Raw genomic sequence first — 22,868 nt, forward strand, 5'->3', positions numbered from 1 at the left:
GTCCCAGACAGCTAAATCGGCCGGGCCGACGGCGTCCGACGAACGATCTGGATCACAGCGTTGGGTCGTGGCCACAGCCCCAGCCTCCCATCACCCCATGATCAAGATCTAGCCCTGTAGTACTAGGGCCTGCCCTGGCGGTTTCCGAGGAGGCGCGGGGCGGCGGTCAGGGGGCGACGGGGGCGCGTTCTTCGTATGGATTCTGTACCGAGGAGTAAAATCCCGGCATGGGTGATTCCCGGAACACTGTCATCGGCCGCCCCAGGGAATTCGACATCGACGAGGCGCTCGAGCGCGCCATGCGGGTGTTCTGGGAGCGGGGGTACGAGGGGGCGAGCCTCACCGACCTGACCGGTGCCATGGGGATCACCAAGCCGAGCATGTACGCGGCCTTCGGCAACAAGGAGCAGCTGTTCCGCAAGGCCCTGGAGCGCTACAAGGAAGGGCCGGCGTCCTATGCGACGCGCGCCCTGGCGGAGCCGACCGCGCGAGGGGTGATCGAGGCGCTCCTTCGCGGAGCGGTTCGGACCACGACCCTTTCCGGCCGCCCTTCCGGATGCATGACGGTGCAGGGCGCGCTGGCGGCGAGCGACGGAGGCCGACCCGCGCACGACGTGCTCGTCGCCTGGCGGAACGACGCGGGCCTGCGCCTCGAGGAGCGCTTCCGGCGCGCCGTCGACGAGGGCGACCTCCCGCGCGACGCCGACCCGGTCCGGCTCGCCCGGTACATCATGGCGGTGGCGTTCGGCATCGCCGTCCAGGCCGCAGGCGGCCTCGGGCACGACGAGCTCCAGGACATCGTCGACATGACACTGCACAGCTGGCGGCCATAGGCGCCACGCGACATCGTCGTCGAGGGCCGGGCGTCGGCCTGGGCCAGGTCGGCCGACGGCGGGCGGAAGGGGGCGTCCTCAGCCGCCGTTGAGCAGACCAGGAAGCTTGCGCATGTCGTCGAACACCACGGTGTTCTCGCCCTCGAGCCACGCGGCAGGGGTCAGGCCGCCCGCGTAGCCGAACGAGCGCATTCCGGCCGCGCGGGCCGCGCGGACGCCGTACTGGCTGTCCTCGACCACGGCGCAGCGCGCGGGCTCCGCGCCCATCCGGGACGCGGCGTGCAGGAAGAGGTCGGGCTCGGGCTTGCCGCGCTCCACCTCGCTCGCGCTGAAGACGCGCCCCGCGAACCGCTCGTAGAGCCCCGTGCGGCCCAGGGTCCGCCGCATCTTGGCGTGCAGGCCGCTCGACGCGATGCAGTGCGGGACGGTGATCGCGTCCAGCGCCTCGACGATGCCGTCGACCGCCGTCAACTCCGTGTCGATCGCGGCGTCGAGGCGCTCGCGGTACGACACGCCCCACCGGCTCGCGGCCTCTTCGCCGAGCCGTTCGGCGATCTGCCCGCGGACCGCGCGCTCGGAGCGGCCGAGGAAGCGGTGGATGATCTCCTCCTCGGTCAGCGGCCAGCCCAGCTCGGCGCCGAGGTCCACGCAGACGCGCAGGGCGAGGGGCTCGCTGTCCACCAGCACGCCGTCGCAGTCGAAGATGATCAGGTCGAAGGGGCCGAGGGGGCCCCGGCTGTCACGGGATGCGCTGGGAGGTGCCACCCGGGCAGCCTAACCTGTCCCGATGGCGACATCGGGAGAGGTCATCGTGGTGACAGGCCCGCCAGGCGCGGGCAAGAGCACGGTGGCGCGGCTGCTCGCGGAGGACGGGCCGGGGCCCGGGGTCCATCTGCACACCGATGACTTCTGGGCGTTCATCCGGCGCGGGGCCGTTCCGCCGTACCTGCCGGAGGCCAGGCGGCAGAACGAGACCGTGATCGGGGTGCTCGCGCGGGCGGCGGCGGGATACGCGGCCGGTGGCTACCGGGTGATCGTGGACGGCGTCGTCGGCCCGTGGTTCGTGGACCCCTTCCGCGCGGCGGGGCGGGAGGCCGGGGTGGGGCTGCACTACGCGGTGCTGCGGCCCGACGAGGAGACGGTCATCGCGCGGGGCACCGCAAGGGCGGGGCACCCCCTCACCGATCCGGGGCCGATCCGGCTGATGCACGCGCAGTTCGCCGATCTGGGCCGCTACGAGCGGCACGCCATCGACACCACGGGCCAGGCGCCGGGGGAGTCGGCGGACGTCGTGCGGGGCGCCGTGGCGGGGGGCGGCCTGCGGCTGTGAACGCCGGAACCACCGTTCCTTTTCGGCCGGTCGCGGGGGCCGCCTCTCGGGTGTGACCTGCTCGTTCGTCAGATTCGCACACACGTTCGATGGCTGGTTTATGGTGGAGGCGGACAGCGACGAGGCAGGGGGGCCGGGTGTGACAGGAGGTGCGGATGCCGGGCTTCGCACACCTGCATGTGGCGTCCGGGTTCTCCATGCGATACGGCGCCTCGCACCCCGAGCGGCTGGCCGAGCGGGCCGGTGAGCGGGGGATGGAGGCCATGGCGCTGACCGACCGCGACACCCTCGCCGGGGCGGTGCGGTTCAGCAAGGCGTGCGTGCGCGCGGGCGTGCGCCCGGTGTACGGGGTCGATCTCGCCGTGGCGCCCCAGCGCGCCCCCGAGCCCGCGCGCCGCCCGCGAACGCCCGTGCGCGGGGGCGCCCACGCCGACGAGTCCGCGCCGCGCGCCGTCTTCCTCGCCGCGGACGGCGCGGCGGGCTGGGCGCGGCTGTGCCACCTGGTCACCGCGGCCCACGCCGCGGGGGAGCGCGGCGAACGCCCCGTGCTGCCCTGGTCCGAGGCCATGGGCGATGGCCTGGTCGTGCTGCTCGGCGCCGCGTCCGAGCCGGGGCGCGCGCTGGCCGCCGGGCGCCCCGACCTCGCCGCTGCGCTGCTCGCGCCCTGGCGGGAGCGTTTCGGCGACGCGCTGCGCGTCGAGGTCGACGCCGCGGGCCCGCTGCGCACCGCCGCCCGCGCCCTCGGCCTGGCCGTCGAGCAGGGCGTGACCCCGGTGCTCGCCAACGCCGTGCGCTACGCCGACCCGGGCCAGGGCCGGGTCGCCGACGTGCTGGACGCCGCGCGCCGCCTCGTTCCCCTCGATCCGCGCCGCGGCCTGGACAACGGCGAGCGCTGGCTCAAGGGCCCCGACGACATGGCGCGGGCCGCCCACCGCATCGCCGAGGCGGCCGGATATCGCCGGTCCGCGGCCCACCGCCTGCTCGACCTCACCGAGCGCACCGCCGCGGCCTGCCGCGTCGACCCCGCCCGCGACCTGGGCATCGGCGGCGTGTACTTCCCCGAGCCCGGGCTGGTCGGCGCGGCGGGCCGCACCGCCGACCGCGTGCTGCGCTCCCGCTGCGCCGCGGGCATGGTGCTGCGCGGCCATGACAGGGACGCGAAGCGCTGGGCCCGCCTGGACGAGGAGCTCGACATCGTCCGGCGGCTCGGCTTCGCCTCGTACTTCCTCACCGTCGCCCAGGTCGTCGAGGACATCCGCGGCCTGGGGATCCGGGTGGCGGCGCGCGGCTCGGGCGCGGGCGCCCTGGTGAACCACCTGCTCGGCATCGCCCAGGCCGACCCCGTGGAACACGGGCTGCTGATGGAGCGGTTCCTCTCGCCGCGCCGCGGCGCGCTGCCCGACATCGACATCGACGTGGAGTCCGCCCGCCGCATCGAGGCGTACCGGGCGATCTTCGAGCGGTTCGGGGAGGAGCGCGTGGCCACCGTCGCCATGCCCGAGACCTACCGGGTGCGGCACGCCGTCCGCGACGTCGGCCTGGCGCTCGGCCTCGACCCGGCCGAGGTCGGGCGGCTGGCCAAGGCGTTCCCGCACATCAGGGCCAGGGACGCGCGCGCCGCGCTCGCCGAGCTGCCCGAGCTGCGCGGCATCGACCCCGACGCCCACCCGCCGCGGATGTGGGACCTGGTCGAGGCGTTGGACGGGCTGCCGCGCGGGGTCGCCATGCACCCGTGCGGCGTCCTGCTCTCCGACGCGACGCTGCGCGCGCGCACGCCCGTGGTGCCCACGAGCGGCGAGGGGTTCGCCATGGCGCAGTTCGACAAGGAGGACGTCGAGGACCTCGGGCTGCTCAAGCTCGATGTGCTGGGGGTGCGGATGCAGTCGGCCATGGCGCACGCGCTCGACGAGGTCGAACGGGTCACGGGGGAACGCGTCGACCTGGAGGATCCCGCCCAGGTGCCGCCCGACGACCCCGCGACGTTCGCCCTGATCCGCTCGGCCGAGACGCTCGGCTGCTTCCAGATCGAGTCGCCGGGCCAGCGCGACCTCATCGGGAGGCTCCAGCCCGAGACCTTCCACGATCTCGTCGTCGACATATCGCTGTTCAGGCCGGGGCCCGTCGGCGCCGACATGGTGCGCCCCTTCATCGAGGCCAGGCGGGGGAGACGGGCGCCGCGCTACCCCCATCCCGACCTGGAGGAGGTGCTGAGCGAGACCCATGGCGTGGTGATCTTCCACGAGCAGGTCATCGGCGTGCTGTCCCGGCTGACCGGCTGCGACCGCGCGCTGGCCGACGAGGCGCGGCGCGCGCTCTCGGACGGTGAACGGCAGCCGCGGGTGCGCGAGTGGTTCACCAGGGAGTGCGCCGCGCGCGGCTACGCGCCCGAGGCGGTCGCCCGCGCCTGGGAGATCCTGGAGGCGTTCGGCAGCTTCGGCTTCTGCAAGGCGCACGCCGTCGCCTTCGCCGTCCCGACCTACCAGTCCGCCTGGCTCAAGGCGCACCACCCGGCCGCGTTCTACGCGGGGCTGCTCGCGCACGATCCCGGCATGTACCCCAAGCGGCTGCTGCTCGCCGACGCCAGGAGGCGTGGGGTGCCGGTGCTGCCGCTCGACGTGAACCGGTCGGACGCCACCTATCGAATCGAACTGGAGTCTGAATCCGGCGGGTTGGGGCTGCGGCTCGCCCTCGGCGAGGTGCGGGGCATCGGCGAGGACGAGGCGGCGCGGATCGCGGCGGGGCGGCCCTATGCCTCGCTCGACGACCTGATGACCAGGGCCGCCCCCTCCCGCCCGGTGGCCGAACGGCTCGCGCGGGTCGGCGCGTTGGACGCGTTCGGGGCCAACCGCCGCGACCTGCTGCTGCGCATCGCCGAGCTGCACCGGCAGCGGCGCGGCGCCGGGGCGCTCGGCGGCTCGCCCCTGCCCCTCGACGGCGAGGAGGCCGCGCCCCCCGCGGGGCTGCCCGACCTCGACGCGGACGAGCGGCTCGGCGCGGAGCTCGGGGTGCTCGGCATGGAGACCTCGCGCCATCTGCTGGCCGATCACCACGCGTTCCTCGAGGAGTTGGGCGCGCTCTCCGCCCGTCGCCTGCGCGAGGCCGGGCACGGCGAGACCGTGCTGGTCGCCGGGGCCAAGGTGGCGACCCAGACGCCGCCGATCCGTTCGGGGAAGCGGGTGATCTTCGTCACCCTGGACGACACGACGGGCCTGGTCGACCTGGCGTTCTTCGAGGACAGTCACGCCGCGTGCGCCCACACCGTCTTCCACGCGTGGCTGCTGCTGGTGCGCGGCACGGTGCAGCGGCGCGGCCCCCGCACCCTGAGCGTGGTCGGCCACGCCGCCTGGGACCTCGCCGAGCTGGCCGAGCTCCGCCGCGCCGGCGGCCTCGACGCCGTGGCGGAACGCCTCGCGGGCGGGGAGGCCGACGAGGCGGGAGAGGCCGGTGGCGAAGGGGGCGGCGACGAAGGGGGCGACGAGCGCCGCGGGGAGCCGGTGGACCGCAGGATCGAGCTGTCCACCGGCTACTCCCTGCACCCCTGGGCCGACCTCAGGCCACCGGGCGACTCGCCCAAGGCCCCCCGCAAGCTGTGGCACGCGAGCCCGGGGAGCGCGGGATGAACGGGCCACCCGGGGGGAACGCGCCGGGCCGCCGGGTGCTCTTCGTGCGGTTCCTCGACCGCCACGTCACCGACCGCCACGCCATCGACCGCCGCGCCATCGAGGCCTACCCCGAGCTGCTGCGGCTGCTGCACGGCATCACCCCCGTCGTCCAGGCCCTGCCGCCCGACGCCGCGCTCGCCGATGTCGGGGGCGCCCTGCGGTACTTCGGCCGCGACGCCGTCAGGCTCGCCCGGCTGGTGCGGGTGCGGGCGCTGGCCCTGCACCGCGCGGACTGCGTCATCGGGGTCGCCGCCAACCCCCTGCTCGCGCGGATGGCCGCGGAGGCCGCTGAGGCCGCGGAGGCCGAACGCCCCACCGCGGGCGGGGTGTTCGAGGTGCCGGACGAGGAGGGCGCGGTCGCCGCGTTCCTCGGCGACCGGCCCGCGAACGCGCTGCACGGCGTCGGCGCGGCCACGGCCCGCGCGCTGTCCTCCTACGGCCTGACCACCGTCGCCCTGATCGCCGCCGCGCCGCCCGCCACCCTCCAGCGCATCCTGGGCGCCGCCCCCGCGCGCCGCGTGCACGCCCTGGCGCACGGCATCGACCCCACGCCGGTCATCCCGGGCGCACCGGCCCGTTCGGCGTCCGCGGAGCTGAGATTCGGCCATGACGAGCTGGACGCGGCCACCCGGCGCCGCGCCCTGCTCACCCTCGCCGACGACCTCGGGTACCGGCTGCGGGGCGAGGCCCTGACCGCCCGCGCCCTGACCCTCACCGTCCGCTACGCCGACCGCTCCGCCACCACCCGCAGCAGGACCCTGCCCGAACCGACCGCGCACACCCCGGCGTTGGCCGGGACCGCCTACGCGCTGCACGACGCGCTCGGCCTCCAGCGGGCCCGGGTCAGATCGGTGACGCTGCGTGCCGAGCAGCTGACCGAGGCGGAGCACGCCACGCGCCAGCTCTCCCTCGACCCGGCCGACGAACGCCGCCGCCGCGCCGAGGCCGCCGCCGACCGCGCCCGCCGCCGCTTCGGCGCGGGGGCCGTCGGTTACGCGGCGCGCCTCGAGGGGAACGGCGGGGCGCATGGGCCCGGTTGACAAACTTAGGTATGCCTAACCTAAATTGTCACCCGTCCATCAGCCGCGCCCGACCAGCCGAAGTCGAGACCGAGACAAGGGACACCCAGAGAACCCATGAGCATGCCCGGTCATGCACCACCCGTACCCGCGCCCCCCACCCTCCTGGAGCCCGACCTGCTCGCCGCCGACCCCGCGGGTCTCGCCGATGTCGGACGCCTCGTCACCGAGCTGACCAGGGAGGCCGCGAGCGCCCTGCGCCGCCGCAGCGGCCCGCTGCCCGCCCTCACCCCCGCCGAGCTGTCCCGCCTGGTGGACGCCCAGCTCCCCGAGGGTCCGCTGCCCCGTACCGGTGGCGGCCGTTCCGCCGTTCTCGCCCTCGCCCGTTCCTTCGCCGCCCACACCGTCGACCTCGCCGACCCCAGGGCCGCCGCCCACCTCCAGCCCCCCGCGCTGAGCGTGGCCGCCGCGGCCGATGTCCTCGCCTCGGTCTTCAACCCCTCCCTCGACACCTGGGACAGCGGCCCCTACGCGGTCGAGATAGAACGCCGCGTGATCCGCTCCCTCGCCGACCTCGCCGGATACGGGCCCGAGGCCGACGGCGTCCTGACCCCTGGCGGCACCGCGTCCAACCTCCAGGCCCTGCTGATCGCCCGCGACACCGCGCTCGGCGGCCGGGCCGACGTCAGGGGCGCCGGGCTGACCGGGCTCACCGTCACCCCGGTGGTGTACTGCTCCGAGCTGGCCCACTTCTCCGTCGCCCGCGCCTGCGCCGTTCTCGGCCTGGGCGAGGACGCCGTCCGCACCGTGCCCGCCGACGCCGAACACCGCATGATCCCGGCGGAGTTGGCCCGTTCCCTGGCCAACAGGGCCGCGGGCGAGCTGCCCATCGCGGTGGTCGCCACCGCGGGCACCACCGACTACGGCTCCATCGACCCGCTGCCCGAGATCGCCGTCGTCGCCGCCCGGCACGGGGTGCGGCTGCACGTGGACGCGGCCTACGGGGGCGGCGCGCTGTTCTCCGACCGGCTGCGCCCGCTGCTCGCGGGCCTCGACGCGGCCGACTCGGTCACGATCGACCTGCACAAGACCGCCTGGCAGCCCGCCGCCGCCAGCGCCCTGCTGGTCCGCGAGCGCCGCGACCTCGTCGCCTCCACCGGGCTGCGGGTGGCCTACCTCAACCCCGACGACGACGGCGCCGAGGGCTACGACGGGCTGCTCGGGCACTCGTTGCAGACGACGCGCAGGGCGGACGCGTTCAAGGTGGCGGCCACCTTCCTCGCGCTCGGGCGCGAGGGCATCGGCGCGATGCTCGACGCGTGCCACGACCTGGCCGGACACGCCGCCCGCACCGTCGAGGCCCACCCACGGCTCGAGCTGACCACCGATCCCGTGCTCACCACCGTCGTGTTCCGCTACCTCCCGCACCGGGCCGCCGACGCCGCCGCGGACCCCGCGGGGATCGACGAGATCAACGGCGCGCTGCGCCGCCGCCTGCTGCGTGAGGGCACCGCGCTCGTCGGCCGCACCGACGTCGCGGACTCGGTCCGGCTCAAGCTGACCCTGCTCAACCCCCAGGCCACCACGACCGACATCGACGAGCTGCTCACCGCGGTCGTGCGGGCGGGCATGAGCGAGGAGACCTCATGACCGCCGACCATGACGCACACGAGGGCGCCGACGAGAGCGCCGACGCCGTCCTCGACCTGGCCGCCATCGGTATCGGCCCGTTCAACCTCTCCCTCTCCGCCCTCGCCGACGAGGTGGAGGGGCTCTCCTACGCCGCCTACGACCGCCGCCCCGCCTACGACTGGCACCCCGGGCTGATGTTCGACTGGGCCAAGCTCCAGGTCGGCTTCCTCGCCGACCTGGTCACCCTGGTCAGACCCACGAGCCGCTGGTCGTTCCTCAACTACCTGGCCGAGCACGACCGGATGTACCCCTTCTACGTCGCCGAGCGCTTCCACGTCCCGCGTCGCGAGTACGCCGACTACTGCGCGTGGGCCGCCGCCCGGCTGCCCGGGCTCCACTTCGGCACCTCGGTCGACGCCCTCCACTGGAACGCCGCGGGCGACCTGTGGGAGCTGACCCTGCGCGACACCGCCAGCGGCGCGACCCGCGTCCGACGCGCGCGCAACGTCGTCCTCGGCGTCGGCACCGAGCCCGTGCTCCCCGCCCCGCTGGCCGCCGCGTCGCGCGCGCTCGACGACCGCGTCCTGCACTCAGGAACGTTCCTGCACCGGATCGACGCCCTGGCCGCGGCCGGGGTGCGGGACATCACCGTGGTCGGCGGGGGCCAGTCGGGCGCCGAGGTCTTCCTCGACCTGCTGCGCCGCCAGCGCTCCGCGGGCTGGGCCCTCACCTGGCTGACCCGCTCGTGGGGCTTCGCCCCGCTCGACTACTCCAAGCTGGTCCTCGAGTACACCACCCCCGCCTACATGCGGTACTTCAACGGGCTCGCCCCCGACGTCCGCGACCGGCTCGTCGCCTCGCAGTGGCAGCTCTACAAGGGCATCGACAGCGAGACCATCGACCTCATCCACGGCGAGCTGTACGACCACATGCTCGACGGCGACCGGCCCCCGGTCACCCTGCTCCCCGCCACCGCCGTGGTCGACGCCGAGCCCGCGCCCGGCGGCGACGGGATCAGGCTGACCACCGCGCACGCCGACACCGGGGACGCGGCCACGCTGACCACGGGCGCGATCGTCGCGGCCACCGGCTACGCCGCGCGCCGTCCCGACTGCGTGGCCCCGGTCGAGAAGCTCATCGCCTGGGACGACCAGGGGCGTTACTCCGTGGACGCGGACCACAGGATCGCCACGGCCCCCGAGGTCGGCGCCGGGCTCTGGGTGCAGAACGCCGAGCTGCACACCCATGGCGCCGCCGCCCCCGACCTGGGCATCGGCGCCTACCGAGGCGCCGTGATCCTCAACGGGGTGGCGGGCCGCGAGGTCTTCCGCGTCCCGCGGCGTACCGCGTTCCAGACGTTCGGAGCCCCTGCGGCACAATCGCTGGAGTGAAGGTCACCATCGATCCGGCGGCGACCGCCGCCCCCTACGAGCAACTGCGCGCCCAGATCGCCGACCAGGCGCGATCCGGGCGCCTGCCCGTGGGCTACCGACTGCCCACCGTCCGCGGCCTCGCGGACGACCTCGGCCTGGCCGCGAACACCGTGGCCAAGGCGTATCGCGCCCTCGAGGCCGACGGCGTCGTCGAGACCCGGGGCCGCAACGGCACGTTCGTCGCCGCGGCGGGGGACGCCGCCGCGCGGGAGGCAGCGGCGGCGGCCCTGGCGTACGCGGAGCGGGCGCGGCGGCTCGGCCTCGACCGGGCCGCGGCGCAGGCCGCGGTCGAGGACGCGATCCGCGCCGCCTACGCCGCTCCGTAGCGGGACCCGGGGGACCCGGGGGGACGGGGCGGGACCTCAGCGCCGCGAGGCGCCACCGCCCCACAGCCACACCGTGGTGTCGACGGGCAGCGTCCCGTTCGGGATCCGGTCGCTTGCCAGCAGCACGCCCCAGTTCCTCGGGAGCGGCAGCGGGTCGGCCGAGAAGTTCACCAGGCAGCGCAGCACCGGCGAACGCTCGAAGCCCAGCACGCCGTCCGGGGTGTCGAGCCACGTCAGCGACTCACCCCGGAACCCCGGCTGCTCCTGCCGCAGCCGCAGCGCCGTCCGGTAGAGCTCGAGCATCGACCCCGGCGTCCCCGACTGCGCCTGCGCCGACGCGCCCGCCCACTCGGCGGGCTGCGGCAGCCAGGGCTCGCTGCCCTTGGGCCCGAAGCCGAACGGCGCGTCCATGCCCGACCACGGCAGCGGCACCCGGCAGCCGTCGCGGCCGCGCACCGTGTGGCCCGAACGCCGCCAGGTGGGGTCCTGCAACGACTCGTCTGGCAGGTCCTCGACCTCCCACAGGCCCAGCTCCTCGCCCTGGTAGACATAGGCGCTGCCCGGCAGCGCCATCGTCAGCAGCGCCGCCGCCCGCGCCCGCCGCGTGCCCAGCGCCCGGTCGCTCGGCCCAGGCCGCACGTCGTGCTCCAACGTGCGGGTGCAGTCGCGGCCGTACCTGGTGACGTGCCGGGGCACGTCGTGGTTGGAGAGCACCCAGGTCGGAGGGGCTCCCACGGGTGTGAGCGCGCAGATGCTCTGATCGATCACCGCGCGTAGCTCCTTCGCCTCCCAAGGGGCCTTGAGGAAGGGAAAGTTGAACGCGGTGTGCAGCTCGTCCTGGCGCACGTACAGCGGCAGCCGATCCTCGTGCACATGCGCCTCGGCGACGAACACCCGCTCGTCCGCGTACGAGTCCGCGATCTTCCGCCACGTCTGGTAGATCTCGTGGACGCTCTCGACGTCCCAGTGCGGGTGGTCGGGCCGCCGCCGCTCCTCGTCGAACAGCGCGTCGTCGGGCAGGCCGATGTCCGGCAGGCCCGGCTTCTTCACGAGGCCGTGCGCCACGTCGACGCGGAAGCCGTCGACGCCGCGGTCGAACCAGAACCGCAGGATCGACTCGAACTCCGCCCGCACCTCACGGCTGTTCCAGTTGAGGTCGGGCTGTTCGGCGGCGAAGAGGTGCAGGTACCACTGGCCCGGCGTGCCGTCCGGCTCGGTGATCCGGGTCCAGGCGCGCCCACCGAAGCGGCTGCGCCAGTCGTTGGGCGGCGACGAGCCGTCGGGGCCCTTGCCGTCCCTGAAGACGTACCGCTCTCGCTCGGGCGAGCCGGGGGCCGAGGCGAGGGCTTCGGCGAACCAACGGTGCTGGTCCGATGTGTGGTTCGGCACGATGTCGAGCACGACGCGGATCCCGAGGGCGTGCGCCTCGGCGATCATCTCCTCGGCCTCGGCCAGGGTGCCGAACGACGGGTCGATGCCGCGGTAGTCGGAGACGTCGTAGCCACCGTCCGCCATGGGCGACGGATACCACGGATTGATCCAGACCGCGTCGACGCCGAGCTCCCTCAGATAGGGCATCCTGGCGCGCAGTCCGGCGATGTCTCCGATGCCGTCGCCGTTGCCGTCGGCGAAGCTGCGGATGTAGACCTGATACACGACGGCAGTGCGCCACCAGGGTGCGGCCGTGTTGTCATCAATACGAGTGCGGGGCACGTATCTTCCATTCCTCTTGCGAGTTGACCCTGGAAAATGCGCGGATCGAGCGGCTCACCGCGCACTGGTGCGGCTGTGCTGGTCCGGTTCAGGTCCCGGCCGGGGTGAGGAGTGATCTTTACGGGGGCGCGCTGCCCGTGCCGCGCCCGTGGTGCCGCGGACGATCAGACGTGTGGGCACCACCACCCGGGTCGGCTCCTCGCTCGCCCCGGACAGCGCGTCCAGAATCTGGCGGGCAAGCAACTCCCCCTGGTGAGCTACTGGTTGGGCAATAGTGGTGAGATCAAGCAGCTCCGCGGTCTCGTGGTCGTCGAACCCGACGACGGACACGTCGTCGGGGGCCCGCAGTCCCATGCGGTTGAGCGTCCGGAGCGCGCCGAACGCCATCTGGTCCGACTCGGCGAAGACCGCGGTGGGCGGGTCCGGCAGGCTCAGGAGCCGCGCCATCGCGGACGCGCCCTCCTCGATGCCGAAGTGCCCCGGGGCCTCGAGATCCGGGTCGTACGGGATACCCGCCTGCGCCAGCACCGTGCGGTAGGCGTGCTGGCGGACTATGGGCGTGGTGAAGCCCCTGGGATCCCCAAGTGCGCCGGTGATCATACCGATCCGGCGGTGGCCCAGGTTGATGAGGTGGCGGATGGCCGTGCTCGTGCCCTCCGCGTTGTCGATGGAGACGTGCCAGCAGCCGGGAATGCGGGTGCCCAGCACGGCGATCGGCACCTCCATCGACACCAGCGCCTCGCACTCGGCCGCGGACAGCGGGAGGTTGAGCACGATCAGCGCGTCGACGCGGCGGCGTAACGGCATCCTGGCGAAGAAACGCTCGTGGACCCGCTCGTCGCCGAGGTTGTAGAGCAGCAGATCCAGGTCGTTGGCGCGCAGCACGGAGTCGATGCCCGCGACGACCTGGCTGTAGAACCACCGGTTGACGAACGGCAGGACGACGCCCACCGTGCCGGTCCTGCCGGAGGCCAGGGATGAGGCGTGCGGGGAGATCGCGTAGCTCAGCTCCTCCGCGGCGCGCAGCACGCGCTCGCGGGTGGCCTCCGAGACGTTCGGCAGTCCACGCAGTGCGCGGGAGACGGTCGCGGTGGACACCTCCGCGCGCCGTGCGACGTCGATGATGCTGGCGGCCATAACCCTCCGATCACGGCAGTGTGCCGAACGTACTGCCGATCCCTGAGGTAATGCAATCGTTTACATGAAAAGATCTTGGCTTGCCGCCGAATTTCCTTGCAGCGCCGTCAGGTTGACGATAATCGCAGGTGAAACCCCTGAAACGGATGATGTAAACGTGTACATCCGGAGGCCTTCCGAGTGACCGATCCGGCGCCTGCCCGCCCCCGTACAGGCAGGCGCCGGAACGATGGTGACGGGCTCAGGCTCCCAGCTTCCCGAGCGCCGCGGCCAGGGTTGTCGAGAAATCGCCTATCGGAGCGTCCTCCAGGTCGCCCATCTGGCCCCAGTCGACGAGCGTCACGCGCGTCCCGTCCCGCCCGACGCCGAACAGCCGTACGCCGTGCCCCCCTTGGGGCGGCGCGGTGTGCACGCCGTAGATGTGGCCGCCGTCCGCGGCCACGATCGACCCGTAGTCGTCCCACGCCGCGGTCGAACCGGGGTTCTCCCGCAGCCAGTCGGCCGCGCAGTCCGCCGCGGCCGCTTCGAGCGCGGTGGCCAACTCGGCCGCCTCGTCCTCGTCGTCGGTCTCCACGATCACCTGGAGGCCGTTGGTGTCCAACTCCGTCCAGAACGACGTGTGGCTCGCCCCCTCGGCGGGCAGCTCGTCCTCGAAGCAGAACACCGGGTACTCGGGCAGCCCCTCGACAGGCCCGTACGCGTACCAGCCGTCGGGGTGGGGCGGCATCTCACCCCCGTCGAGGAACGCCTCGTCCCCGACCGGCTCGGCGGCCGCCCGCGCGGTCGGGGCTGAGGCGACGGCCAGCAGGCACACGGCCGTCAGGGAACCGGCCACCACGTAACGGCGGCCGGATGCGGCGAGGTTCACTGATCCCCCCAAGGATCGTTCGTGCGGATGCGTCTGCTCAGGCAGCCTGCGGGCGGGCCCGTCCCCCGGGCAACGTTTGGGTGCCGATCGGGGACGCGGGAACGCGCACGGCTACGCTGACGTGCGACGATGAACCCCTCCTGGAACGGCCGCGCGGGACGCGCAGGGCATGGGAAGGGCCAGGGAAGGGGGGACGGGGATGGAAGAGACATGACGGGGAAGCAGGCCGCGGAGGAGTTCGCCGCCCGGCTGCGCGAGCTCAAGGACCGCTCGGGCCACAGCTTCGGCACGCTGGCCAGGCGGCTGCACACCAGCACCTCGACGCTGCACCGCTACTGCTCGGGCACCGTGGTCCCGGCCGACTACGCCCCGGTGGAGCGGCTGGCCCGGCTGTGCGGGGCGACGGCGGACGAGCTGGTGGAGCTGCACCGGCTGTGGGTGCGCGCCGAGGCGCTGCGCCCGGCGGCCCGGCAGGGAGGCAGGGCGGCGGAGCCCGTTGAGCCCGCTGCTCCTGTGGCGGTGGCCGCCGCCGAGCCCGAGCCCGAACGGTCGGCCGAGCCCGACGCGTTGCCCGAGCCCGAACGGACGGCCGAGCCCGACGCGTTGCCCCCGTCCGGCGGTGGCTCGGGCGACGCCCCCGCCCTCGACATCGGCGGCCCGGTCACCGCCCCCGAGCGCTCCTCGTGGCGTTCCGCCCGCGGCCCCTGGTGGCTCCTGGTCGCCGGGGTCGCCGTGCTCGCCCTGCTCGTGGCCACCCTGGTGAACGCCACCACGTCCGACGGCACCCACCGTGACGGCAGCGCCACCGCCGCAGACGGCGGCACCTCGGGCGGCGCCCCCGCCGACGACGGCGCGCGGGAGGAGGGGCCCACGCCCGAGGCGAGCCCCGAGGGGGACGCCGCCCCCACGGAGGAGGGCGACGAGGGCCCCGAGGACGCGCCTGACGACTCCCCGACCGAGGGCACGGCGGGCGGCGACACCGAGGCGCCGCCGCCCGACGAGCCACCGCGTTCCCCCGAGGCCCCGCTCACCTGGACGGCCAGGTCCCATGTGTGGGAGGGCGGTTGCGGCCACCGCTACCTGGTCGACAGGCCCGCGGCCGAGGTGCCGCCGCCGCCGATCCAGCAGGACGCCGAGCCCTGGGCCGAGCGCCTCGGCGCGGTGCACGGCGGCTCCACGATCGTCGAGGCCACCGTCCGCCCCTCGGGCGACGCCCCCGTCGTGGTCGAGTCCCTCCATGTCCGCGTCACCGAGCGGAGCGCCCCGCTCGACTGGCCCGCGTTCGACATGTCGCTCGGCTGCGGCGGCGCCCTCACCCCGGCCGCGTTCGCGGTGGACCTGGACGAGGACCGCCCCATCGCCCGCCCCGTCGACGGCTTCGACGGGGACAGCGGGCAGACCCTGCGCAACCCCGGGCTGCCCTACTCCGTCACCGACGACGAGCCGCTGGCCCTGCGCGTCTCCGCGTCCGCCTCGACGTGCGACTGCTCGTGGTACGTCGAGCTGGTGTGGAGCAGCGGCGACGAACGCGGCACCCTGCGCGTCGACGACGACGGCCGCGCGTTCCGCACCAGCGGGGGCGGCGACGGCGCGGTGTACAGCTTCCCCCACGAGTCGGAGGAGTGGACCGCGGAGTGAGGCAGGATCGGGGTATGAGCAACCTCGACCTCAGGCCCGCCGCCGCCGAGTGCGCCGCGGCCCCCTCGGGACCGGTCCGTGAGCTCCAGCGTGGCCGTGAGGTTCCGCTGGGCGAGAGCACCGTCGTGCGGCGGCTGCTGCCGACGCTGGGGCGCCGCATGGTCGGCGCCTGGTGCTTCGTCGACCACTACGGCCCCGACGACATCGCGGACGAGCCGGGCATGCAGGTGCCCCCGCACCCGCACATCGGCCTCCAGACCGTGAGCTGGCTGCACGAGGGCGAGGTGCTGCACCGCGACAGCCTCGGCTCGCTGCGCACGATCAGGCCACGCCAGCTCGGCCTGATGACCTCGGGCCGCGCCATCTCCCACTCCGAGGAGTCCCCGCGCCCGCACGCCCACGCCCCGCTGCTGCACGGCGCGCAGCTGTGGGTGGCGCTGCCCGACGAACAACGGCACACCGCGCCGTCGTTCGAGTTCCACGCCGAGCTGCCCGGGATCGCGGGCGGCGGCGGGCTGCGCGCCACGGTGATCCTCGGCTCGCTCGACGGCGCCACCTCGCCCGGCACGGTGTACACGCCGCTGATGGGCGCGGACATCGCGGTGGTCGAGGGCACGGACGCGCGCCTGCCGGTCGAGGAGGAGTTCGAGTACGCCGCGCTCGCCATGGACGGCGAGGCCGAGGTGGACGGCGTGCCGCTGCCCCGCGGCTCGCTGCTCTATCTGGGCACGGGTCGCCGGGAGTTGCCGGTGCGCGCGACGGCGGACGCGTCGTTCATGCTGCTCGGCGGCGTCCCGTTCGACGAACGCCTGGTGATGTGGTGGAACTTCATCGGGCGCACCCACGACGAGATCGCCGCCGCCCGCGAGGACTGGGCGAGCGGCACCCGCTTCGGCACGGTCACCGGCTACGACGGCACCCCCCTCGCCGCGCCGCCCCTCCCGGCGACAACGTTGAAGGCGCGTGGGCGGGTTCGCTGAGGTTGGCGCTGCGCTGGCTTTGCGGGGCGGTTACGGGCTGGACGTCCTCCCGCTCGCCGTCCGCCGACTGCTGCTTTCGTGGTGGGCGCGGGTCAGGGCTGGCACCTACGGGAGGGAGGGTGGTGGGTGGCTGGCGTGTGTTTGGGTACCGGAGGGACCAGGTTTGGGCGGAGTTCGTCCCTTGCTCATGGAGGATTGGGACGACGTGGCCGGGGCCGAGAGGCGTGTGGGCATCACGTCCGGGGACCCGATCCTTCTCGCCCCTGACTATCGGGTGGACGAGCTGCTGTGCCTGAACTTCCTGTGGGCTCGTGTGGACGCAAGCCGTCGCTGACGACGTGGATGACTACGAGGACTGGCGACGCTTCGCCCCGGACAATGTGAGCCCGGTCAGCGGGGCGCAGTGGGACCGCGAACTGACCGCCCTGGCACGGCTCTACACCTGGGCGGAGGGCCGGGACCTCAGCCCGCAGAACCCGGTGGCGATGAAGGAGATCGTCGGCCGTGACGGCACGGTGATCCGAGTGTCGGCGGGGAAGGCGAAGGACGCCAAGCGGAGCGATGTGCGGTGGCTGACGCCCCGGGCCTGGCGCCGCCGGGCTGCCGGACCACCGCGCCCACTACTGGGGCAAGGGCAAGAGGCAGAAGGGCAACGGTTCGCTGCGCGTGGCCACCCTGGTGGACCGCATGGAGGACTTCGTGGCGTGGGCGCACAAGGAGGCCACTGCGCTGGGCCGGGCCCACGAGGTCATTCCGCCCGACCCGCACGGCGCTATCGGCACCGAGCGCTTCCGTCGGACCCTGGCCTGGCACATCGCCCGTCGGCCGGAGGGCTGGTGGCCCTGGCCATTCAGTACGGCCATCTCCGCACCGCCGTCTCGCGCGGAAATGCCGCCTGCGGCCGTGACGGCATCCACAAGCTCCTCGACGTCGAGACCGCCCGCGCCACCATCGACACCATCACCGACCTGCGGGAGGACCTGGACGACGGCCTTGGCATCTCCGGCCCCAGCCTGGACCGCTGCGTCAGCTCCTGCGCGAACATCGCCCGGACCGACCACCACGCCGAACAACTCCGTCAGCACGCCGACGCCCTGGACAAGCGGGCCGGCCGCCTGCCCGATCCCCTTGGCGACCGCCTTCGCCTCAACGCCGACAGGCCGCATCCGCGCCGCCATGGAGCGCATCCTGGCCGGGGCCCCCGAACATTCCAACGGAGCCCTGACGATCGTCGCCCTGGCCCAGGAGGCCCAGCTCCCGCGCAACGCGCTCACACAGCGCCACGTGGATCTGAGGAACGAGTTCTATGACAAGGTCCGGGAGCGCCGCTGAGCAGCTCAGGCGAGCAATTGCCACAGACGATCAGCCTGCCGCTCCGCGGTGCCCGGTGGATTTCTGACGTTCTCTTGATCGAAGGCGAGGAGAAACAGCCAGACCAGGGCGAGAAGCCGCCGGCACTCCCGCAGCCGTGCTTCCTCGGCCGCGGTCAAGTCGAAGCAGGCCAGAAACGCGGGGACATCGAGCGGGTGCTCCACCCAGCTGCCCACGTGCTCCGTGATCTCCGCGAGTTCGAAAGCGCGGTCACTACGGCCCGAGTCCTCGAAGTCAACCACTCGGACCCGCGAGCCGTCCCAGAGATAGTTGGCGAGGTTACCATCTCCCGGGCCGAAGACCGGCAGAACCCGCGAACCATCATCGCTACTCAGCCCCGACTGGGCCAGCCACCGCAGTCCATCTTCCATGGCCCGCCCCACCGGGCCGTGAACCCGAGGACGAACCGTCACGGCCCACTCCTTGAGCTGGACGATGAGATCGCCCTGCTGCCCGGGCCGGACAGGAACTTGGCGAAGCACGTCGGCGGGCACTGCGGTATGCAGCTCGTTCACCGCGTCAGCCAGTGCTCTGACCTGCTCCGCTGCCAGGGGAGATCCTCGCAGAGGAACGCCGACAAGACGGGACATCACAACTGTCGGCTCCTCGGCCGAAAGATCCGCAGTGCCAGGGACAGGAGCCAGCCCGGGCGCATACGCGGCCAACAACATCAGAGCACGCCATTCACGCCCAGCACGCCCGCCACCCCCACTGGAGAACCGCTTGACCACATGGTCAGCAGCCAACTCAACCGCATGAGTGCCCCACCCACCAGAATCCATGAGCAGTGATCATGCCAGTTACACCGGCTTTGAGTCCCGCCCCCTTCATCTTCCGTCACCGGTCAGGAGACGTCGCGCAGCTTCTGACGGCCTCATTCCCCGAGGAGAACATTCATTCCCGATCAGACCCGTAGATCTTCCGCCAGGAGAAGGCGCCTGAGCGAGCGTCGTCCCGATGAGGCAAGTAGCGGGCCGGTGCTTATCCGCGGCTTATGCCGGGGCGGGTGCTCTTTTCACGCGGGGCACACTTGGTGTTGAACAGAACGTGCGCCGTTTCAAAAGAGCACCCGGTCTCGCGTAAGCGGGGCATAAAGTCCCATGGGTCCGCTGAACGAAGCCCGCCCCCGCCCCGGACCGGCGCGCTACCCGAGCTCAACGTGCGCGCGGTGAACGACGAGAGCGGCGGCCAGGGCAGGCCCGAAGGGTGCGCGCCACCCCGGCCACCCGCCCAGAAGTCGGCCACCCGCAAAGCGGTATCCGCCGCGCCCGGCTGGCGAACGGTCCCGGCCCACAACGAAATCGACCGGTGACAGGGACGGCCGCACACCCGACGCCCCCTCCCCCGTAGGTGCCATCACTGACCCGCACCCACCATGAAAGCAGCACCCGGCGGACGGCGAACGGGAGGACGTCCAGCCCGTAGCCGCGCTCGCCCTACCACAACGCCCGCCGCAGCCGCGCGTCAAGCATCAGCGCACGCGGCGACCCCGGCGGCAGCGCGTCGCGCGCGGCCTGAAGCATCTCCACGTCGTCGGCGTACTCCGGCCTGGCCGTCCACTCCACCAGCAGGTCGGCGCCGCCCCGTTCGCGGAGCACCGCGCGCAGCGCGCACTCGAGGTCCACCCGGGCCTCGACCACCCCCGGCGCCTCGGAGCGCGGCAGCAGCGGGCCGCGGTAGCGGCTCATGGCGTGGCGTAGCGCGCCCCCGGCGACCAACTCCCGCACCTCGTCCGCGTCCACCGCGACCGGCGCGGTCAGCCGGTAGGGCCGGGACGCGAGCAAGGGCCCCAACAGCCGCCGCAGCCGCGACATCTCCGCGCGCACGGTCACCGGCGCCGCCTCGCCCGTCCGCAGCAGCGCCTCGAGCGCCTCGGCCGTCAGCCCGCGCGGGCGCCGGGAGAGCAGGTACACGATCTCCGAGTGCCGGGGACTCAGCTCGACCCGCTCCCCGGCCCAGGCGAACGCGGCCCGGTCGCGCCCGAGGACCTCGAGCCGCGCGGGCCCGTCCACCGCGGCACGGGCCGACCCGCCGCCCACCCTCAGCAGCCGCAGCTCCGCCTCCACCGCGGCGACCGTGGCCCGCACCAGCGAGAGCGCGTGGGGCGCGGCGATGTGGTCGCCGCCGGTCAGGTCGAGCACGCCGAGCACCGCGCCGCTGCCCGGGTCGCGCACCGGCGCGGCCGCGCAGCTCCACGGCTGAACGGGTCGGCTGAAGTGCTCGCTCGCGTAGATCTGGACCGGCTGGCCGAGCGCGAGCGCGGTGCCTGGGGCGTTGGTGCCCGCGGCGTGCTCCGCCCAGTTGGCGCCCTCGGCGAAGCCGATCCGCTCCGCGCGCGTCAGCAGCGAGGGGGAGCCCTCGACCCACAGCAGCCGACCCGCGCCGTCGCCCACGGCCGCGACCTGGTCGTCGTCGCGCGCCGTCTCCACCAGCAGCCTGCGGATCACGGGCAGCACCGCGGCCAGCGGGTGCTCGCGCCGGTAGCCGCGCAGCTCGGCCTCGGGCAGGGGATCGGGCGGCGTGGCCGCGTCCGGGTCGACGCCCAGGCTCCGCGAACGCTGCCACGAGTCGCGCACCACGCCGCGCGGCGGACCCGAGGGCCAGCAGCCGGTCACCAGGAACTCCTCGTGCGCCCTCGCCACCGCACGCCGCAGCCCCGCCGGGTCCGCTCCCGGCGGCAGCGCCACGTGGTCGGCAGTCATCGCTGACCCCCGCGTTCGAGCCGTACGAGCCGTACGAGCCGTTCGAGCCGGTGCGGGGCGCCGCAGGCCGCGCGCCCCGCTCCCAATGTAGGGGCCCTCGGCGGGTCGCGCGAGGGAGGCGACGGGGGATCCTCCGCCGCAACGTCGCCGCAACGTTCGGCTCCCTAGGGTGCGCCCATCCCCGCTCAGCGGCGAGCGCGGGAACGAGCGAGAGGGGCACGGCCATGACCCGCTACGCCAACCCGGGAACCGAGGGCGCCCTCATGGGGTACCGGGCGCGTTATGACCACTGGATCGGTGGCGCCTACGTACCACCGGCGCGCGGCCGGTACTTCGAGAATCCGAGCCCGGTGACGGGCAAGCCGTTCACGGAGGTCGCCAGGGGCACCGCCGAGGACGTCGAGGCGGCGCTCGACGCGGCGCACGCGGCGGCGCCCGCCTGGGGGCGCACCCCACCGGCCGAACGCGCCCTGCTGCTCCACCGGATCGCCGACCGCATGGAGGAGCACCTCACCGAGCTGGCCGTCGCGGAGACCTGGGACAACGGCAAGCCGGTCCGCGAGACCCTGGCCGCCGACATCCCGCTGGCGATCGACCACTTCCGCTACTTCGCCGGGGCCATCCGCGCCCAGGAGGGCAGCCTGGCCGAGCTGGACGACGACACCGTCGCCTACCACTTCCACGAGCCGCTCGGCGTCGTCGGGCAGATCATCCCCTGGAACTTCCCGATCCTGATGGCCACCTGGAAGCTGGCCCCCGCCCTGGCCGCGGGCAACGCCGTCGTCCTCAAGCCCGCCGAGCAGACGCCCGCGTCGATCCACCACTGGCTGAGCCTGGTCGCCGACCTCATCCCGCCCGGCGTGCTCAACATCGTCAACGGCTTCGGCGTCGAGGCGGGCAAGCCGCTGGCCAGCAGCCCCAGGGTGGCGAAGGTCGCGTTCACGGGGGAGACCACCACGGGCCGCCTGATCATGCAGTACGCGAGCGAGAACCTCATCCCCGTCACCCTCGAACTCGGCGGCAAGAGCCCCAACCTGTTCTTCGACGACATCTCCGCCGCGCACGACGACTTCTACGACAAGGCGCTCGAGGGCTTCACGCTCTTCGCCCTCAACCAGGGCGAGGTCTGCACGTGCCCCTCGCGCGCGCTCATCGGCAGCGGCCACTACCGGGAGTTCCTCGACGCGGCCGTGGAGCGCACCGGGCGGATCGCGCAGGGGCACCCGCTCGACACCGACACGATGATCGGCGCCCAGGCGTCCAACGACCAGCTCGAGAAGATCCTCTCCTACCTCGACATCGGCAGGCAGGAGGGCGCCAAGGTCCTCATCGGCGGCGAACGCGCCCGGCTCGACGGCGAGTTGGCCGACGGGTACTACGTGCTTCCGACCATTCTCGAGGGCCACAACGCGATGCGCGTCTTCCAGGAGGAGATCTTCGGCCCTGTCGTCGCCGTCACGTCCTTCGACGGCTTCGACGACGCCGTCAAGATCGCCAACGACACCCTCTACGGCCTCGGCGCGGGCGTGTGGACCCGCGACGGCGCCACCGCCTACCGCGCGGGGCGCGCCATCCAGGCCGGGCGCGTGTGGACCAACTGCTACCACGCCTACCCCGCCCACGCGGCATTCGGCGGCTACAAGCAGTCGGGCATCGGCAGGGAGAACCACAAGATGATGCTCGACCACTATCAGCAGACCAAGAACCTGCTGGTCAGCTACGCGCCGAAGGCCCTGGGCCTGTTCTGATGGACGCGAAGGACGAGCCGGGGGGCGGGCACGGCGGGCCGCCCCCCGCGCGGGTGGCCGTGACGCCCGCCGCCGCCGAGCTGCTGCGCCGACTCGGCCTGGCGCACGGCGCGTTGATGTTCCACCAGTCGGGAGGCTGCTGCGACGGCAGCGCGCCGATGTGCTTCCCGGTCGGGGAGTTCAGGACCGGCGCGTCCGACGTGCTGGTCGGGACGCTGGAGATCCCCGGCGTTCCGCGCCCCGTGGAGTTCTGGATGGCGGCCGCCCAGTTCGAACGGTGGCGGCACACCCATCTCACGGTGGACGTCGTGCCGGGCCGGGGCAGCGGCTTCTCGCTCGAGGCGCCCGAGGGTGTGCGGTTCCTCATCCGCTCCCGGCTGCTCGACGACGACGAGCTGCGGCGGCTCGACGGCGCGGACCCAGGGCGTCGTGCCGATCAGCACCGGCCAGCCCCTTGATGAGGTCGTTCCGCCCCG

At 73.5% G+C, this 22,868-nt stretch carries 19 protein-coding genes; 12 read left to right on the forward strand and 7 right to left on the reverse strand.

What is annotated here, in order from left to right; translation table 11 throughout:
• Positions 1 to 227 precede the first annotated feature (227 nt).
• A complete protein-coding gene (locus D7318_RS24595; RefSeq protein ID WP_120699388.1) occupies positions 228 to 833 on the forward strand; it encodes a TetR/AcrR family transcriptional regulator in 606 nt (201 codons plus the stop codon).
• Between the two features lie 78 nt (positions 834 to 911).
• On the opposite strand, the gene D7318_RS24600 is transcribed toward D7318_RS24595, so the two are convergent.
• Positions 912 to 1,598: an HAD family hydrolase gene (locus D7318_RS24600; protein WP_230424027.1), complete on the reverse strand. Its 687-nt coding sequence runs from the start codon at positions 1,596 to 1,598 to the stop codon at positions 912 to 914.
• Between the two features lie 22 nt (positions 1,599 to 1,620).
• Here D7318_RS24600 and D7318_RS24605 point away from each other — a divergent pair, with 22 nt between their 5' ends.
• The 6 genes from D7318_RS24605 to D7318_RS24630 all read left to right on the forward strand — a co-directional run bounded on the left by D7318_RS24605 (position 1,621) and on the right by D7318_RS24630 (position 10,235).
• Positions 1,621 to 2,163, forward strand: a complete 543-nt coding sequence (locus tag D7318_RS24605) for an AAA family ATPase (RefSeq protein ID WP_120699389.1) — start codon at positions 1,621 to 1,623, stop codon at positions 2,161 to 2,163.
• 155 nt (positions 2,164 to 2,318) lie between these two features.
• Positions 2,319 to 5,783 carry a DNA polymerase III subunit alpha gene (locus D7318_RS24610; protein ID WP_120699390.1) on the forward strand — a complete coding sequence of 1,155 codons (3,465 nt, stop codon included), beginning with the start codon at positions 2,319 to 2,321 and terminating at the stop codon, positions 5,781 to 5,783.
• The gene (locus D7318_RS24615; protein WP_120699467.1) at positions 5,780 to 6,865 is read left to right on the forward strand and encodes a DNA polymerase Y family protein; all 1,086 of its coding nucleotides are present in this window, start codon (positions 5,780 to 5,782) and stop codon (positions 6,863 to 6,865) included. The genes D7318_RS24610 and D7318_RS24615 overlap by 4 nt, the downstream gene beginning before the upstream one ends.
• A gap of 102 nt (positions 6,866 to 6,967) precedes the next feature.
• Complete coding sequence (locus D7318_RS24620; protein WP_220729792.1) at positions 6,968 to 8,494, forward strand: pyridoxal phosphate-dependent decarboxylase family protein; 1,527 nt, start codon at positions 6,968 to 6,970, stop codon at positions 8,492 to 8,494.
• On the forward strand, positions 8,491 to 9,867 hold the full coding sequence (locus D7318_RS24625; protein WP_120699392.1) for a lysine N(6)-hydroxylase/L-ornithine N(5)-oxygenase family protein: 1,377 nt from the start codon (positions 8,491 to 8,493) through the stop codon (positions 9,865 to 9,867). The genes D7318_RS24620 and D7318_RS24625 overlap by 4 nt, the downstream gene beginning before the upstream one ends.
• Positions 9,864 to 10,235, forward strand: coding sequence for a GntR family transcriptional regulator (locus D7318_RS24630; protein WP_120699393.1), 372 nt, complete (start codon positions 9,864 to 9,866; stop codon positions 10,233 to 10,235). Before D7318_RS24625 ends, D7318_RS24630 begins: the two co-directional genes overlap by 4 nt.
• Positions 10,236 to 10,271: 36 nt before the next feature.
• Here the strand turns inward: D7318_RS24630 and D7318_RS24635 are convergent, their stop codons facing one another.
• The 3 genes from D7318_RS24635 to D7318_RS24645 all read right to left on the reverse strand — a co-directional run bounded on the left by D7318_RS24635 (position 10,272) and on the right by D7318_RS24645 (position 13,920).
• Positions 10,272 to 11,891, reverse strand: a complete 1,620-nt coding sequence (locus D7318_RS24635; RefSeq protein WP_230424039.1) for a glycoside hydrolase family 13 protein — start codon at positions 11,889 to 11,891, stop codon at positions 10,272 to 10,274.
• A gap of 111 nt (positions 11,892 to 12,002) precedes the next feature.
• Entirely contained in the window at positions 12,003 to 13,085 is a 1,083-nt protein-coding gene (locus D7318_RS24640; protein ID WP_230424040.1) for a LacI family DNA-binding transcriptional regulator, read from the reverse strand.
• A gap of 241 nt (positions 13,086 to 13,326) precedes the next feature.
• Complete coding sequence (locus D7318_RS24645) at positions 13,327 to 13,920, reverse strand: hypothetical protein (RefSeq protein WP_230424042.1); 594 nt, start codon at positions 13,918 to 13,920, stop codon at positions 13,327 to 13,329.
• Between the two features lie 243 nt (positions 13,921 to 14,163).
• Here D7318_RS24645 and D7318_RS24650 point away from each other — a divergent pair, with 243 nt between their 5' ends.
• Both D7318_RS24650 and D7318_RS24655 read left to right on the forward strand, forming a co-directional pair.
• Positions 14,164 to 15,591, forward strand: coding sequence for a transcriptional regulator (locus D7318_RS24650; protein ID WP_183091587.1), 1,428 nt, complete (start codon positions 14,164 to 14,166; stop codon positions 15,589 to 15,591).
• Positions 15,592 to 15,605: 14 nt separating this feature from the next.
• Entirely contained in the window at positions 15,606 to 16,571 is a 966-nt protein-coding gene (locus D7318_RS24655; protein WP_120699396.1) for a pirin family protein, read from the forward strand.
• 620 nt (positions 16,572 to 17,191) lie between these two features.
• Here the strand turns inward: D7318_RS24655 and D7318_RS24665 are convergent.
• Positions 17,192 to 17,749 carry a hypothetical protein gene (locus tag D7318_RS24665; protein ID WP_120699398.1) on the reverse strand — a complete coding sequence of 186 codons (558 nt, stop codon included), beginning with the start codon at positions 17,747 to 17,749 and terminating at the stop codon, positions 17,192 to 17,194.
• Here D7318_RS24665 and D7318_RS32980 point away from each other — a divergent pair.
• Complete coding sequence (locus tag D7318_RS32980) at positions 17,748 to 17,903, forward strand: hypothetical protein (protein WP_183091588.1); 156 nt, start codon at positions 17,748 to 17,750, stop codon at positions 17,901 to 17,903. The two genes, D7318_RS24665 and D7318_RS32980, sit on opposite strands and share 2 nt — an antisense overlap.
• Positions 17,904 to 17,908: 5 nt before the next feature.
• Here the strand turns inward: D7318_RS32980 and D7318_RS24670 are convergent, their stop codons facing one another.
• Together D7318_RS24670 and D7318_RS24675 are read right to left on the reverse strand one after the other, a co-directional pair.
• On the reverse strand, positions 17,909 to 18,724 hold the full coding sequence (locus D7318_RS24670) for a phosphotransferase family protein (RefSeq protein WP_120699399.1): 816 nt from the start codon (positions 18,722 to 18,724) through the stop codon (positions 17,909 to 17,911).
• A 654-nt stretch (positions 18,725 to 19,378) separates the two neighbouring features.
• On the reverse strand, positions 19,379 to 20,644 hold the full coding sequence (locus tag D7318_RS24675) for a GAF domain-containing protein (RefSeq protein ID WP_120699400.1): 1,266 nt from the start codon (positions 20,642 to 20,644) through the stop codon (positions 19,379 to 19,381).
• 224 nt (positions 20,645 to 20,868) lie between these two features.
• Between D7318_RS24675 and exaC the strand changes: the two genes are divergently transcribed.
• Both exaC and D7318_RS24685 read left to right on the forward strand, forming a co-directional pair.
• On the forward strand, positions 20,869 to 22,392 hold the full coding sequence (exaC, locus tag D7318_RS24680) for an acetaldehyde dehydrogenase ExaC (RefSeq protein WP_120699401.1): 1,524 nt from the start codon (positions 20,869 to 20,871) through the stop codon (positions 22,390 to 22,392).
• Complete coding sequence (locus D7318_RS24685) at positions 22,392 to 22,850, forward strand: DUF779 domain-containing protein (protein WP_120699402.1); 459 nt, start codon at positions 22,392 to 22,394, stop codon at positions 22,848 to 22,850. Before exaC ends, D7318_RS24685 begins: the two co-directional genes overlap by 1 nt.
• The last annotated feature ends 18 nt before the right edge of the window (positions 22,851 to 22,868 follow it).

This window comes from Streptomyces radicis, assembly GCF_003626575.1.
GTDB lineage: Bacteria > Actinomycetota > Actinomycetes > Streptomycetales > Streptomycetaceae > Streptomyces > Streptomyces radicis.

Excerpts from the sequence above, each read along its gene's own strand:
- D7318_RS24595 (WP_120699388.1), top strand. The coding sequence starts at position 228 with ATGGGTGATTCCCGGAACACTGTCATCGGCCGCCCCAGGGAATTCGAC.
- D7318_RS24605 (WP_120699389.1), top strand. The coding sequence starts at position 1,621 with ATGGCGACATCGGGAGAGGTCATCGTGGTGACAGGCCCGCCAGGCGCG.
- D7318_RS24610 (WP_120699390.1), top strand. The coding sequence starts at position 2,319 with ATGCCGGGCTTCGCACACCTGCATGTGGCGTCCGGGTTCTCCATGCGA.
- D7318_RS24615 (WP_120699467.1), top strand. The coding sequence starts at position 5,780 with ATGAACGGGCCACCCGGGGGGAACGCGCCGGGCCGCCGGGTGCTCTTC.
- D7318_RS24620 (WP_220729792.1), top strand. The coding sequence starts at position 6,968 with ATGCCCGGTCATGCACCACCCGTACCCGCGCCCCCCACCCTCCTGGAG.
- D7318_RS24625 (WP_120699392.1), top strand. The coding sequence starts at position 8,491 with ATGACCGCCGACCATGACGCACACGAGGGCGCCGACGAGAGCGCCGAC.
- D7318_RS24640 (WP_230424040.1), bottom strand. The coding sequence starts at position 13,085 with ATGGCCGCCAGCATCATCGACGTCGCACGGCGCGCGGAGGTGTCCACC.
- D7318_RS24650 (WP_183091587.1), top strand. The coding sequence starts at position 14,164 with ATGACGGGGAAGCAGGCCGCGGAGGAGTTCGCCGCCCGGCTGCGCGAG.
- D7318_RS24655 (WP_120699396.1), top strand. The coding sequence starts at position 15,606 with ATGAGCAACCTCGACCTCAGGCCCGCCGCCGCCGAGTGCGCCGCGGCC.
- D7318_RS32980 (WP_183091588.1), top strand. The coding sequence starts at position 17,748 with ATGGAGCGCATCCTGGCCGGGGCCCCCGAACATTCCAACGGAGCCCTG.
- D7318_RS24665 (WP_120699398.1), bottom strand. The coding sequence starts at position 17,749 with ATGGCGGCGCGGATGCGGCCTGTCGGCGTTGAGGCGAAGGCGGTCGCC.
- D7318_RS24670 (WP_120699399.1), bottom strand. The coding sequence starts at position 18,724 with ATGGATTCTGGTGGGTGGGGCACTCATGCGGTTGAGTTGGCTGCTGAC.
- D7318_RS24675 (WP_120699400.1), bottom strand. The coding sequence starts at position 20,644 with ATGACTGCCGACCACGTGGCGCTGCCGCCGGGAGCGGACCCGGCGGGG.
- exaC (WP_120699401.1), top strand. The coding sequence starts at position 20,869 with ATGACCCGCTACGCCAACCCGGGAACCGAGGGCGCCCTCATGGGGTAC.
- D7318_RS24685 (WP_120699402.1), top strand. The coding sequence starts at position 22,392 with ATGGACGCGAAGGACGAGCCGGGGGGCGGGCACGGCGGGCCGCCCCCC.